The sequence below is a fragment of the Streptomyces sp. NPDC052020 genome (genome assembly GCF_040680575.1).
GTDB lineage: Bacteria > Actinomycetota > Actinomycetes > Streptomycetales > Streptomycetaceae > Streptomyces.
The window spans coordinates 105511-118495 of sequence record NZ_JBFAWY010000025.1 but is presented as its reverse complement, the minus strand read 5'-3'; the positions used below and the strand labels follow the sequence as shown (position 1 = coordinate 118495).

The 12985-nt window shown below is 76.4% G+C and carries 11 protein-coding genes; 2 read left to right on the top strand and 9 right to left on the bottom strand.

All coding sequences use genetic code 11. The features are described from left to right. Positions 1-308: 308 nt before the first annotated feature. Complete coding sequence (locus tag AB0L74_RS24295) at positions 309-2228, top strand: DUF4157 domain-containing protein (RefSeq protein WP_365656079.1); 1920 nt, start codon at positions 309-311, stop codon at positions 2226-2228. A 4-nt stretch (positions 2229-2232) separates the two neighbouring features. Next, a complete protein-coding gene (locus AB0L74_RS24290) occupies positions 2233-2877 on the top strand; it encodes a hypothetical protein (protein ID WP_365656058.1) in 645 nt (214 codons plus the stop codon). 77 nt (positions 2878-2954) lie between these two features. Here AB0L74_RS24290 and AB0L74_RS24285 read toward each other — a convergent pair whose 3' ends face one another. The 9 genes from AB0L74_RS24285 to AB0L74_RS24245 all read right to left on the bottom strand — a co-directional run bounded on the left by AB0L74_RS24285 (position 2955) and on the right by AB0L74_RS24245 (position 11182). Continuing rightward, positions 2955-3674 carry a zinc ribbon domain-containing protein gene (locus AB0L74_RS24285; protein WP_365656056.1) on the bottom strand — a complete coding sequence of 240 codons (720 nt, stop codon included), beginning with the start codon at positions 3672-3674 and terminating at the stop codon, positions 2955-2957. Positions 3675-4341: 667 nt separating this feature from the next. Continuing rightward, positions 4342-4905, bottom strand: a complete 564-nt coding sequence (locus tag AB0L74_RS24280) for a phage tail protein (protein WP_365656053.1) — start codon at positions 4903-4905, stop codon at positions 4342-4344. Next, on the bottom strand, positions 4902-6860 hold the full coding sequence (locus AB0L74_RS24275) for a putative baseplate assembly protein (RefSeq protein ID WP_365656050.1): 1959 nt from the start codon (positions 6858-6860) through the stop codon (positions 4902-4904). The genes AB0L74_RS24280 and AB0L74_RS24275 overlap by 4 nt, the downstream gene beginning before the upstream one ends. Further along, positions 6860-7282, bottom strand: a complete 423-nt coding sequence (locus AB0L74_RS24270) for a GPW/gp25 family protein (protein ID WP_365656044.1) — start codon at positions 7280-7282, stop codon at positions 6860-6862. Before AB0L74_RS24270 ends, AB0L74_RS24275 begins: the two co-directional genes overlap by 1 nt. Beyond that, complete coding sequence (locus AB0L74_RS24265; protein WP_365656041.1) at positions 7282-7599, bottom strand: PAAR domain-containing protein; 318 nt, start codon at positions 7597-7599, stop codon at positions 7282-7284. Before AB0L74_RS24265 ends, AB0L74_RS24270 begins: the two co-directional genes overlap by 1 nt. 137 nt (positions 7600-7736) lie before the next feature. Further along, the gene (locus AB0L74_RS24260) at positions 7737-9560 is read right to left on the bottom strand and encodes a VgrG-related protein (protein WP_365656038.1); all 1824 of its coding nucleotides are present in this window, start codon (positions 9558-9560) and stop codon (positions 7737-7739) included. Beyond that, the gene (locus AB0L74_RS24255) at positions 9557-10279 is read right to left on the bottom strand and encodes a LysM peptidoglycan-binding domain-containing protein (protein WP_365656035.1); all 723 of its coding nucleotides are present in this window, start codon (positions 10277-10279) and stop codon (positions 9557-9559) included. Before AB0L74_RS24255 ends, AB0L74_RS24260 begins: the two co-directional genes overlap by 4 nt. Positions 10280-10409: 130 nt before the next feature. Next, positions 10410-10835 (bottom strand): phage tail protein, encoded by a 426-nt coding sequence (locus AB0L74_RS24250; protein WP_365656032.1) that lies wholly within the window; start codon positions 10833-10835, stop codon positions 10410-10412. Between the two features lie 53 nt (positions 10836-10888). Further along, on the bottom strand, positions 10889-11182 hold the full coding sequence (locus tag AB0L74_RS24245) for a hypothetical protein (protein WP_365656029.1): 294 nt from the start codon (positions 11180-11182) through the stop codon (positions 10889-10891). Positions 11183-12985 lie beyond the last annotated feature (1803 nt).

Sequence of the window (12985 nt, the reverse complement as noted above, 5' to 3'; positions counted from 1 at the left end):
TCAACGCGGGGATGTTCCGTCCGCCATGCGGGTCATGAACGCCCGCGGAGCCTGGATGCCAACCCGGCTTGGTGGCCTTCACGCCCCGGCTCCGGACCTGTGGAGAGCCGGGCGGGCCCGGGACGCGCGGAGGGCCGTGCGGGCACCTCGTTCTGCCCTCGCGTACCTGGAACTCCGGACGACCGACCGTGTAGACAGGGCACCTGACACCCCCTGTGCCGCAGGAGCAGTCGTTGAGCGATCATCAGGTCCTGAGAGAGACCGGCCGGTCCGGTCGAGACCGCGCGCCCGCCCGGAAGGCCGCGGTCGTGCCGCGTGAGCGGCCCGCGGGCCTGCTCGCCCTCCAGGCCACGGCCGGGAACGCCGCCGTCGTCCAGAGGCTCCGCCGGACCGGGCACCTCGACGGCCCGGACCGGCAGCGGCACAGCCCCGGTCACGGGCAGGGCGAGCAGACAGCGCCCGCCGTCCAGCGCTCCGCCGTCCACGACGTGCTGCGCGCACCCGGCAGACCGCTGGACGAGGCGACCCGGACCGACATGGAGGCCCGCCTGGGGGCGGACTTCTCCGACGTCCGGGTCCACACCGACGCCGCCGCCCGGGCTTCCGCCGCCGAGATCGGCGCCCGGGCCTACACCTCCGGCAATCACGTCGTCATCGGTGCCGGGGGCGGTGACAGGCACACCCTCGCCCACGAGCTCACCCACGTCATCCAGCAGCGGGAGGGCCCCGTCGCCGGCACCGACACCGGCGGCGGGCTGAGGGTCTCGGACCCCTCGGACCGTTTCGAACGCGATGCCGAGGCGAACGCGCGCCGGGCTCTGTCGGGGCCGTCCCCGTCGCACGGGCCGGGCACCGGGCAGGCGCCGGACACCGGCCGGGCGTCCGGGGCGCCGGTGCAGCGCGCCGCGGCGGCCGGGGCCGCGCTTCCGGTGATCCAGCGGTGGACGGACGGCACCATGTCGGGCGACGACCCGGTGTTCCGGGCGGACCACGGGCGGGCCGGGAGCGTGGAGGTGCACAACCTGCACGGACGGCCGCTGGGCGCGGCCGCCAACTCCCCCTCGGTCGAGCCGCTCGGCTGGACCGATCTCAAGAAGGAGGGCTACACCAAGGGGGCACCGGGCGGTGAGAAGCCGGTCGGAGCGCCCTACCGCGCCGTGCGCATGCACCTGTTCAACGGGCGGCTCGGCGGACCCGGCAACACCGTACTCAACCTCGCCCCCGGTCCGGGAAAGCTCAACTCCCAGATGTCGGCGCAGGCCGAGGACCCGGCCAAACTCCTGGTGGAGCTGGGCAACAAGGTGTGGCTGAGGACCACGGTCCGCTACCAGGACAACAACACCAACAGCGCGAACTTCGCGTCGGTCGTCCCGAACCTCATCACGATGGAATGGGGCATCGAGGGCAATCCGGCCTCCCACCAGCGGTGGTCCTCGTCGATCAACCTGCCCGTCGATCCCCTCAGCGGCGCACAGGTCGCGGTGTACCGCAACTGGGCCGGGACCGCCGGGCAGCTGGTCCAGGAGATGAACGGCGCGGACGTCAGCGACCAGATGCGCGCCCAGGTCCTGGGGCTCGTACCGAACGACCAGCTCAAGCTGGCGCTGCTGAACGCGTTCCCCGCCCTTTACCAGGGCGCGGAGGGTGCCGACCAGGCCCGTTACATCTTTCAGTACTCCACCGTGGCGGACCGAATGGCGTTCCTCCGGCGCATGGGCGTCACCACGAAGGATCTCTTCCCCCAGGCTCTCCGGCCGCTCTACCGGGCCGGCGCCCAGGCAGCGGCCGAGGAGCTGTTCCGGAACTGGGGCCTGAGCGATGACGAACAGCGGGACATGGTCTTCAAGCACGAGGCGGAACTGCTCCAGGCCATCGGCATGGCCGGAGTCGAACTGGTCGAGCGCCAGGGGGACAAGGGACACACGCTCGTCAAGTACTACTCCGCCTCCGACCAGATGATCCTCTTCGACCTGCTGGAGAGCCGGAACACGCTCGGCACGCTGTTGCTGCCCGTGAGCTCACCGCGCGAGCGCAACACGCTGCTGGACGGCTGGGCCGAGCATCGGGGTCACACCACGTCGGACGCGAAGAAGACGTTCATCGACACGACGGGCATCGCCCAGGCACACAAGGCGGGGTACCGGACCTGGCGCGACAACCTGGACGCCTCCGACGCCTTCCGGAGTAGCCGTCCCAGGCGGGCGGCCGCCGCCGGTGCCCGCCCGTGACGACATGACAGGAGCACACATGACGGCCGGTTACCGGCGGCGGATCGCCGAACGCGCGGCGCGGTTGGGCGCCACACCCGGGTTCTCGGTGCGCGCCTACGAGGTGGCGCCGCCCGTCACGGACGCCGAGCTGGCCTCGGTCACCGCGTCCGTACAGGGCCGTCTGCCCGTCGGGGTGGCCGAGTTCTACGGCGAGCTGAACGGGTTCCGCCTGGAGTGGGACTACGCCGCACCCGGAGCCGGGCGGGTCCCCACGGACTTCGGCTCGATCAATGTCCGGCCTCTCGCGGACGTCTTCGCGCAGGGGCTGGGCGACACCTGGTACGACGACTTCGAGGGCGGTGACCGCTTCCGGGCGGTCAAGCCCTTCGACGTCTACGCGCCCGAAGCCTGCGCGGCCTTCCTCCAGGAGCCCGGCGGCGCGCCGCGGGACGATGTCCACTTCCACTACTTCGGCGAGGCCCTGAGCCCGCTGCACCTCACTTTCCCCCAGTACCTGGAAGGTGCCCTCGCCTCCTGCGGATACGTCGACTGGCGCATGGCGCTCACCCCCGACGACCCGGGGCTGCCCGAGGCCCGGCCGACCCTGGAGCGCATGCGGGCGATCATCCCCGGGTTCGACGGGCTGCCCCGGCCCGGCTCGGCGTAGGCGACCGGCGACCGGCTTGGCGGTGGCGACCCGGAGCCCGCTCCCGGGGGCTCGGAATCGCCACCGCCCGTCGCGGGTCAGCCGCGCTGGAAGAACTCCACCTCCGCCAGGGCCAGGTGACGGCCCGGGGCGAGACCCGCGGGCGAGCGCAGCACCAGGCGCACCGTCTTCACGTCGCTGATGCCGGTGACGACCGGCTGCGCGCGGGGCTTGTCGCTGAGGGCCACCTTCTTCGTGTGCCGGGTGCCGTCCTCCGCGGTCACCTGCAACTCCATCTCGAGCGCGCGTGCCTGGCGGCCGTAGAGCTGCGCGGACGCGGACGCGCCGTTGGTGATCAGGAGCTGCACCAGCCGGAACGGCCTGCGGAAGGTGTACGTGACCGAGGCACCCTCCGCGGAGGCGCCCCAGTAGCGGTTGCTCACCCCGTCCGTGGTGTTCCGCGCCGGGTGCCCGGGGACCTCGTCGCTCGCCTCGACGCTCACCGGCGTGACGGGCTTGGGCTTGCCCAGCTTGTCCCGGGTGTCCTCGAACAGGGCGCGCCCGGCCGGCAGCAGCAGGAACCCTCCCGCGCACAGGGCCGCCACCACGGCCAGGATCACCAGGAGCCGCGCCACCCGTCCGGAGCTCGCGCGCGCCCGGCGGCGGAACGGCCACACGGTGCGCCACCACGGCAGTGGCGCGGGCTTCGCCTCGGGGTTCAGCACGGCGGCGCACCGGCGGCAGAACCGGCGGCCCGGCGGGTTGGGCGTACCGCAGGAGGGACAGGGCGTCCCCGCGACGTCGTCCGGCTCCGCCACGGGCCGCACCACGGGACGCGGGGCCACCGGCCTGCCCGGGCGCACGGGCAGCACGGGTCCCGGCGCCGACGCGGCGTCGGCGGGCGCCGAGGGCGGGCGCGGCGCGGGATCGGCTCCGGCGTCGCCGGGTCGGGCCGGGGCGGCCGGGGCCGGGGTCTGCCCCGGGTGGGGGGCCGCGGCCCGAGCCGGGCCGGTGGCCGGGCTCTCCCCCGGCCGGGACCGGTCCGGGCCCGTCGGCACGCGCCGGTGGGCAGGGCCGGTCTCCCGTCGTACGGGGGCCGGGGCCTCCGTCTCCGGCTCGGGCTCCGGAGCCGGTGCCGCGTCCCCGGCGGTCTCCGGGCGAACCGCTGCCCCGCGCGAGGCCGGTGGCTGCGCGGAGGCGCCCGGGGCGGCAGCGCTCCGCCGGGAGCTCGCCGGGGTGCCGGGGGCCGCGGCGCTCTCCCCGGTCTCCGCGGACGTACCCGGGGCCGACGCGCCGTCCGGGGCCGCCGGGGTCGTGCCGGCGCCCGGGGCCGCGGCGCCCGGGCCCGGGGGGGCGTCCGCCGCCGGGGTGGTACCCGGCGCAGCGGCGGCCGTCTCCGACCACCCCAGATACGCTCCGCAGTTGCCGCAGAAGTCGTCCTGCGGGCCGTTGGACGCCCCGCAGGCGGGACACGCGCGCATGACGTCACCTCCCTTCGCCGGCGGGCGGGCCGGGCAGGATCTCCACCCGGCAGACGGTGTGCACCGGGCACATGGCCCGGACGATCTCCTGCGCCCTGTCCGGGTCGATCCGCTCCGCGCGGCCCGGCCACACCCGGACCAGGATCTGGGCGGCGGGCGCGGGCGGCAGGCCGGCGCCGGGGGTGCGGGACCACGCGGCCCCGCCGTCCCCGGTCACCTCGGCGTGCGCGCCGAGCGCGAGCCCGAGGGCCTCGACCAGCCCGCGCCGGGTGCCGCGCCACCGGTGCAGTTCCACCGCGCGGACGACGGCCTCACGGCGGACCTCCAGGGGCCACGCCCGGTCGTCGGTCGCGCCGACCCAGGACGCCAGCCAGGCCAGGAAGTCGGCCGGGGCGATCCGGGGGTCGAGGTAGGCGGGCAGGTTGTCGAGGGTGGAGAAGACCGGGGCGAGGACGGTGTCGAGTCCGGCGGTGAACCGCTGGGCGAGGTCGTCGTCGGCGTAGAGGGCGGGCAGTTGCCCGCCGATCGGGTACCGGCTGGGAAGCCCGGGTACGGCGGCGCGGCTCATCCCCGGTCCCCCGGTCCGGCGGCCGTGACGACCACCTGGTGCTGGTAGGGGAAGACCAGCGCACCCGCGGCCACGTCGATGCGGTCCGCCGGGGCGCCGCGCCGCCCGGTGATCGGGTCGGCGGGGAACAGCCGGATCTCCTCCACGAGCGCGTCCCCGGTGGCGCGTTGCACCACGCCGAACACCTCCCCGTACTGCACCGGCCGCCCGAACGGCCACCCGGTGCCCTCCGGGCCGCCGCGCAGCGGATCGAGGTAGCCGAAGAGGGCGGTCAGCGCGGCCTCGCGCACCCGGTCGGTGTCGCCGGGGGCCGCCGTGAGGCGGGCCACCACGGTGACGCCCTGGTAGACCGGCGGCTCCACCACGAGGCGGGTGCCGATCAGGCGCCGCTCGTCCAGACAGGCGGTGATCGCCTGGAGCACCCGGTCGGAGGGGATCAGCTGCTCGAAGCGGAGCCGGTCGCCCTCGTCGGGCACCGCGTCCGGCACCACCAGCACCCGTACCGCGCCCGGGTCGTCCCCGGCGGGCAGGCAGCGGACCCGGCGCACCGAGGGTGCCGCCTGGCGGCTGAGGATCTCGTAGTCCTCGGCGGTCACCGCGCGCTCCTGCATCCGCAGCGCGTCCGGGGCACGCAACTTGGCGTTGGCGACGGTCTCGCCGGCCACGCCGCCGCGTGCCGCCTCCCGGTTGGTGACCCGGGCGACGTACGGGACGGAGCTGCGCAGCACGGAGATGGCGCCGCGGGCCACGTTGCCCGCGGGGCCGCCGCCGGTGCGGTAGCGGGCCACCCGCACCTGGGCGCCCTTGGGCGGCACCGCGCCGCACTGCCGCAGGGTGCCGTCCGGCTCGCGCAGCGCCGGGGGAAAGGCGAACTCCCCGGTGGTGGCGTCCACGCGGACGTGCCGGTCGGCGGGCCCGGAGCGGCCGAAGTGCTCCACCACGTCCCAGCGCTGCCACCCGTCGGCCGAGGAGACCTCCACCACGGGGGGCGCCCCGTCGAGGAGGACGGGCGGGCGGCCGACGCGGAACGTCTGGCCCGCGACCCCCTCCGAGGTGCCGAGCGGCACGTCGGTCACGGTGACGGCGTGCTCGGCGCACATGGTGCCGCCCACGGTGAACACCGACGCCTCGCGCACCGTCGGGGACTCCGAGTAGAACGGCTGGCCCGGTTCGGGCTCGGTGACGCGGCAGCGCAGCCAGCCGGCCCGGGTCCCGCCGATGACGGACGCGCGGTGCCCGGCCGGTACGTACACGATGACCTCGCCCGGCCGGTTCAGTCCGCCGGTGGTGTCCGGGCCCGTCTCGCACACCTGCCAGCCGCCGCCGTGCCACGCCTCCCACACGAGCGGGGGCTGGCGGGGGTCCACGCCGACGCCCTCCACCCGGCTGTCCAGGCGTACCGCGACGATGCACCGCGGCACGGCGGCCGGCAGGCCGAACAGCAGGGCGTCGCCCGGCTCCGGGGCCGCCTGGAAGCAGGGGATGTCGCGGCCCTCGGCGAGCGCGCGGGTCCGGTCGGTCTGCTCACCGGTCCGGGGAGCGGTCACCAGGCGCGTCAACTCGCTCGGTGTGATGTGCAGTTCGTCCGTGGTGGTGAAGACCACGGCGTCGTCGCTCTCGCCCCGCGCGGTGGTCACCTCGGTGCCCGCGGGCAGGACGACGGTGTCGGGCTGGGGCGCCGACAGCCAGAAGTCGACGTCGGCCGACGCGGCGGCCGGCGGGAACAGGCGGATGCCCAACAGGTCGAGGAACGCGGTGTAGTTCTTGTCCGGGACCCGGTTCAGCCGGTACAGCAGCTGGTCCACGAGGTAGGCGAAGGTCTCGATCAGCGTGACGCCCGGGTCGGAGACGTTGTGGTCGGTCCACTCCGGTGCGCGCTGCTGCACGTACCGCTTCGCCTCGTCGACGAGTTGCTGGAACCGCCGGTCGTCCAGGTTGGGTGAGGGCAGGGCCATCAGGCGGCGCCCCGTTCCGCGCCGTCCTCGTCGGAGGGGATCGTGTAGAAGGGGAAGACGAGGTTGCGCCGGTCGTTGGTGGACCGCACGGTGTAGTGGACGTCGATGTAGAGGGTGCCCGCCTCGACGGTGTCGAAGGCGACCACCACGTCGTCGACCGCGATGCGCGGCTCCCACCGCTCCAGGGCCTCGCGCACCTGCTGGGCGACCCGCCCGGCGGTGGCGCCGTCGCCGGGGGCGAAGACGTAGTCGTGGATGCCGCAGCCGAACTCCGGGCGCATGGGGCGCTCGCCGGGCGCGGTCGCGAGCACCAGGCGGATCGCCTCCTCGATCTCGCGTTCGCGCTCGACCAGGGCGATGCCGCCGGTCGGCCCGACCCGCATCGGGAACGCCCAGCCCCGGCCGATGAACCGGTCGCTCATCACACGCCCCCGATCAGGACGTCGGGGGCGCCGGCCAGCACGGTGGCGCCGCACGCGGTGGGGTCGCCCCTGCGCGCGGCGGGCAATCCGCCGATCAGGACCGTGCCCGCCGCGAGCGCGGCCGGGTTGGGCAGGATCACGTTGCCCGGTCCGAGGAGCGCGTGCGGGGGCACCACGCAGGTGTGGAGACTGCCCACGACGGCGGCGGGGCGCCCGCCGATCAGCACCCGGGCCACCGTCGCCGCGGCGGCGGGCGGCGGGGTGCTGATCACACCACCGTGGCTGGTGGGGTCGCCGGTACGGGCTGCGGCTGGCATGCGGCACTCCTTGCGGAAGGTCTCCGGCCCGCGGGCCGGGGGTCGGTCGTGATCGGCGGCGCCGGGCGGGCGGGACAGCCGGGCGGGGGAACGCCCGGCGGGCCCGGACTGCTGGTGGGCGAGGGTCATGGGCGGCCTCAGTTGATCCTGATGAGACGGGCCTTGAGGACGCCCAGCAGGCCGCCGTCGACGGTGGCCTCCGTCTGGCCGGTGACCCGCACCGCCCGGCCGCCGACCGTCGCGGTGTCGGTGGCGTCGATCTCCACCCTGCGGCCGCGTACGGTCACATCGCCGCGCCCGGCGTCCAGCGTGATGCCGTCCCTGTCGAGCAGGACGGAGGTGAGAGGGCGGCCCCGCCCGGCGTACACCGTGAGCTCGATCCGGTCGCGCCGGTCGTCCAGGCGTACCTCGAGGCGCTCGTCGCCCGTCGTGAGCCGCAGCCCGGAGGGGCCGGGCGCCCCCGCGTCGAGGAGTTCCACCCGGTGCCCGGAACGGGATACCACGGAGCGGCGGTTGACCCGGCCGCTGGTGGCGTCGATCAGCGGGACGTCGTGGGGCGAGGGCCGGTCCACGCCGTTGTAAAGCCCCCCGATGACGTACGGGCTGTCCAGCAGGCCCTGTTCGAAGCCGACCAGGACCTCGTCGTTGACCTCCGGGCTCACCACGCCCCCGCCGCCCTTGCCGCCCCACTGCACGGTGCGGACCCAGTCGGTGGTGTAGGTGTCGTCCAGCCACGGGAACCGCAGGCGCACCTCGCCGCGTTCCGCCCCGCCCGGCTCGCGTACGTCGGTCACCACGCCGATCGCCAGGCCCGGCATGCGCGGGCCGCGGCCCGGCGCGCTGGCACCGGTCACCAGGCCGGTCAGGGAGCGGTCGGGGCTGGCGCTCACCCACACCGTCGTCCGGTAGCCACCGTGCGGCTCCAGGACGTGCCGCACCGCCGTGGCCGTGTAGCGGCCGGAGAACGCCGGGCCGACGTTGCCGAGCGCCACGGGCTTGCCCGCCCGCAGCCGCGGGTTGCCCTCGGCCACCGCCTCCAGCTCCCCGAAGCCCGCGCTGACCTGCGCGGCCACCGCGTCCGCGACCGCCGTGGTCTCCGCCTGCGTGCGGTACGGGGTGTCCGTGACGGCCAGCTTCGCCGACGCCCCGAACCGGACGCCGGCCTGCGGGCCGAGCCCCGGCACCACCGTGTCGCTGACCACCGACGGCTGCCGGGCCACCAGCGGCTTCTTCGTGGTGACGTCCCAGCCGCGCACCTCCACCGACCCGGCCCCGTCCGCGGCCGACAGCGCGGCACGCAGCGCCAGCAGGTTGCGCCCGTACTCCAGCACCATCGGGTCGCGGGCCGCGGAGGTCGAGGGCGCGGGCGCTTTGGCGGCCTTCTCGGGCCGGGTGAACTGGAGCACCCCCTGGTCGTCGACGCGTACCTGCGCGCCGCTCTCGCCCGCCAGGTACTGCAGGAAGTCCCAGTCGGACACGTTCGCCTGCGAGAGCTGCCGGTAGCTGACCGGCGCCGCCTCGACGGTGCCGCAGGCCAGCCCGGCCCCGGCGGCCACCTTGCGGACGATCGCGGCGGCCGTCATGTTCCGGTACGCCACCACCTTGCGGCCCCGCTGGAGGCGGTGCGCCTTGGAGTAGGCGCGCACCACCGTGAAGGAGCCGGTGCTGTCCCGGTCCACCTCCAGCGCCGTCACCTCGCCGTTGAACAACCGCTCCCGGGCCCGCCCCGACACGGTCACCACCGACACCCGCAGCGGGGTGCCGATGGTGATGCCGGTGGCCCGCAGGAACTCGTGGTCGGGATCGCGGAAGGTGAGCACCGCCGCGTCGGGCAGGCCCACGTTCTCGTCGACCACGCAGCCCACCAGTTGCGCCGCCCAGATCTTCGGCAGTTCGGCGGGGGCCTCCACGACCGGATCCGCCGCGAACGACCGGCCGCCCTGCGCCTCGGCTGTACTCACCGTTCCTCCTCGGCACCCGCGTCCCGCAGCCCCGGTACCACCAGTTCGGTGCCGGGTACGAGGGCCATCGGGTCGTCGATGTCGTTCGCCTCCGCGATGACCCGCCAGGCCGTCGCGTCGCCGTACTCGCGCCAGGCCAGCAGGGCCAGGCTGTCGCCGGCCACCACGGTGTGCGTACTGCGGGCGGTGCGCGCGCCGGAGGTCGGGTTCTGTCCCGGCGTGTCGACGCTCGCCTCCTCGATGGTCAGCGCGCAGGTGGCCCGCAGCGGCCTGCCGTCCACGTCGAACAGCGTGTAGGTGACCGACAGGCTCGACAGCACGCCGTCGAACGACGTCGTCCTGGCGGTGCCCCATTCGAACCGCACCCAGGGGCTCGCCGGCTTCTTGCGGCCCAGGCTCGCCGGGGTGGGCACGCACGCCTTCATCAGCTTCTCCACCGCCTGTTCCACGGAGTTGTCGTGGGTCGCGGTGGCGTCCAGGAACACCTCCAGGCTCAGCGTGCGCGGGCCGCTGCCGACGAACTCGGGCAGCGCGGACTCCTCCGCCATCCGGGACGGGGAGCGCCGCCACTCGGTGGTCTTGCGCAGTTCCAGGGTGGAGGGATTGAACTGGAGGTCGAGCCGCGCGATCGTGCCGCCGGGTTTCGCGCCGACCGAGGCCGGGGGCTCCTTCAGGGTCAGCTGGGCCCTGGCCCGGCTGGAGCGGACCGCTGGGGACATACCGGAGCCTCCTTTCCGGGCCGGTGCCCGGGGGCGGGGTCGAGGGGAACGGGTGCCGGGTGCCGGTGGCCGCGAACGCGTGGAGAGGGCGTCGCGCGGCGGCGGCCGGGGCGGTGGACCACAGGATCGGTCACAGGGGTCTCAGCCCCTCGTGGGCGATCTCCAGGGTCTCCACCGCGGCCTGGGAACTGGCGGGGTCGAAGGACGGTCCCTGCCAGCGCACCGGGACGATCCCGAACACCTGCCAGCTGATGATCCGGGTCAGGTCGGGTTTGAGGGCCACGATCTCGCCGTCCTTGGGTTCCACCCGCCGCAGCGTCTCGTCGAGCCAGCGGCCGATCTTCGCCGTGTCGGCGGTGACCGGCCGGGTGAGCGTGATGTTGGACCACGTCACCCGGCCCGGCAGGTTCCAGGTGAAGCCGTTGTTGCCGCCCTCGGCGTAGGTCTCGATCTCGACCTCGGCGCCCATGCCGGAGCAGGTGTGGAAGGCGCCCAGGTCGTTGCCGGCGATCGCGAGCCGGAAGAACACGCTCGTGGCGAAGATGCTGTCGGTCATCGGGTCCGTCATCCGTTCCGTGCTGTGCGTGCCTTTGCGTGCTGTTCCTCGCCTCAGCGGCGTCGGTCGTGGGGACGGCCCATGCGTTCCCGGTCGCGCCGCAGTTCGGCGCGCAGCAGCCGGGACACCGGGTCGAGCAGGCGGCGTGCCAGGTCGTCCAGGTCGCCCCGGTCCGGGCCGGGGTCCGGCGATGTGCCGGCCCGGCGCGCGGTGCCGGGGGCGGACGTGCCCGCCGACGCGGCGGAGACCGGCGTACCCGAGGCGGGCGACGGGGAGGCGGATGGCGGCCGGGCGGGCGGCGCCGCCCCGGCGGCGGTCGCGGGACCGGTGACAGCCCGCTGCACCACGGGCGCGTCCGGACCTCTCCCGCCGCCCGTGGCCGGTCCGGGCCCCGGGGGAACGGCACGCGGACGGACCACCGGGACGGGAGCCGGCGGGGCCGGCGGCGCCGCGGGGGCGGCCGGGCCCGTCGTGGGCGTCGGCGTCTGCGTCCCGGCCACCGGCAGGGACCGCGCCGGCGCGGCGGCGGTCTGGACGGTGGCGCCGGGCGGCCCGCCCCGGTGCGGTGCGGGCCGCACGACCGGGACGCCCCGGTCGGAGCCCGCGCTCACGGCGCGGCCCGGGCCCGGTGCGCCCGGGCCGGGGCGCGGGGCCGCGGCCCGCCCGCCCGGGGGCGCCGTGGAAGCGGTCGCGCCCGGCGCCCCCGGTCCCGGGTACGGCACGTCCCCCCTTCGGGGGGTGTCGCTCTCCGCCGGTGCGCCGGTCCAGCGCGCGGGCACCACGGGACGGCCGCCGGGGCGGGAGGCGGCGGGCGGAGCCGCCCCTTCCGGAACCCGGGTCTCCAGCCGGAGCGGGCGCGCGGCGAGCAAGGGCAGGGTGCGGGGGGCCGCCGGGACCGGGAGCACCGCGGCGCGGCTCACGGTGAGAGCGCCTCGACCGGCCGCGCCCGAGGTCGGGGCGGCCTCCTCGGCGGCCCCGGCTCCGGTCCGTCCGGTCGCACCGCCCGCGCCGCCGGATGCGGGCCGGGGCGCGGAGACCGGGCGGACCGGGCGGGCCTGGACGACGGGGCTCCGGGGCGGTTGCGCGCCCGGGCCTCGGGGCGCCGGGCCGGATCCGCGCGCGCCTCCCTCCGCCGCCGAGACTCCGGTGGCCTCTCGGGACGCGGGGCGGCCCGTGCCGTCCGGCGACGGCTTCACCAGCGGCCCGCCGGGGCCCTGCCCGGGGTCGGCGGAGCCCGGTGGGGAGGCGGCCTCGGTGGAAGGGCCCGCCAGGCGCTGGACCTCTCGCGTGCCCAGCAGCGGAGCGTTCTCCGCGCCTCCCGGAGGCGGAAACGTCGTCGGCGGCGGCGGAGCCGCACCGGGGGCGGTACGCGACGCCGCCGTCCGGCCGTGGTCCGGGCGGGAGGCCGTCGGCGCGGCGTCCGCGCCGCCGTCCGGGTGCGCCGGGGCACGCTGGACATCCGGGCCGTTCGCGGTACGCGGAGCACGGCGGTCCGACGCGGCGGAACGCGGCAGTTCGGCGCTGGGCGGCAGCGCGGGCATCGGCGCGCCGAGGCCGCCGCGGGCGCGGGCCCCGCCGCGGCCCGGGCCGGGGGCCGGGCCGCCGCGGGCCGGGTGCTCCTCCCCCGTGCCGTGCGGTCCCGGCGTTCCCGCGCCGTCCTGCGCGTGGCGCTGGACGACGGGCAGCGCCGGGCCGGAAGGGGCGGAGTCGCCGGACGCCGGCCGGAGGGCGGACGCGGAGGGGCGGGCGGACCCGTCCGCCGCGGGCAGAGCGGTGGCGGGCAGGGCGTTCAACGGCGCGCCGAGGGGCGCGCGGCTTCCCGCGCTCCGGGTGGTGCGCTCCGCCGGGCCGGTGGACGGCCCACCGGCTCCGGCCGGTGGCGGCACGGCGGTACGGGCGTCGGCGCGGCCGGCGGGTTCCGGGGCGGCGGCGGGCGGCAGAGTGCGGACCCGGCGCACGGGTCCGGCCGGGTGCCGGGCGACGGTCAGCACACGCCCTACCGGGCGGACCCGGGCGGCCGGGAAGGGGGCCCCGGCACCGGCGGCGGACGCTTCCCCGGAGGCACCGGAGACGTCGGAGGGGCGGGAGGGGCGGGTGACATCAGAGGGCCGGGAGGCGCGCGCCTCCTGCGGCCGGGGGGTGTGCCGCGG

Excerpts from the sequence above, each read along its gene's own strand:
- AB0L74_RS24290 (WP_365656058.1), top strand. The coding sequence starts at position 2,233 with ATGACAGGAGCACACATGACGGCCGGTTACCGGCGGCGGATCGCCGAA.
- AB0L74_RS24280 (WP_365656053.1), bottom strand. The coding sequence starts at position 4,905 with ATGAGCCGCGCCGCCGTACCCGGGCTTCCCAGCCGGTACCCGATCGGC.
- AB0L74_RS24275 (WP_365656050.1), bottom strand. The coding sequence starts at position 6,860 with ATGGCCCTGCCCTCACCCAACCTGGACGACCGGCGGTTCCAGCAACTC.
- AB0L74_RS24270 (WP_365656044.1), bottom strand. The coding sequence starts at position 7,282 with ATGAGCGACCGGTTCATCGGCCGGGGCTGGGCGTTCCCGATGCGGGTC.
- AB0L74_RS24265 (WP_365656041.1), bottom strand. The coding sequence starts at position 7,599 with ATGCCAGCCGCAGCCCGTACCGGCGACCCCACCAGCCACGGTGGTGTG.
- AB0L74_RS24255 (WP_365656035.1), bottom strand. The coding sequence starts at position 10,279 with ATGTCCCCAGCGGTCCGCTCCAGCCGGGCCAGGGCCCAGCTGACCCTG.
- AB0L74_RS24250 (WP_365656032.1), bottom strand. The coding sequence starts at position 10,835 with ATGACCGACAGCATCTTCGCCACGAGCGTGTTCTTCCGGCTCGCGATC.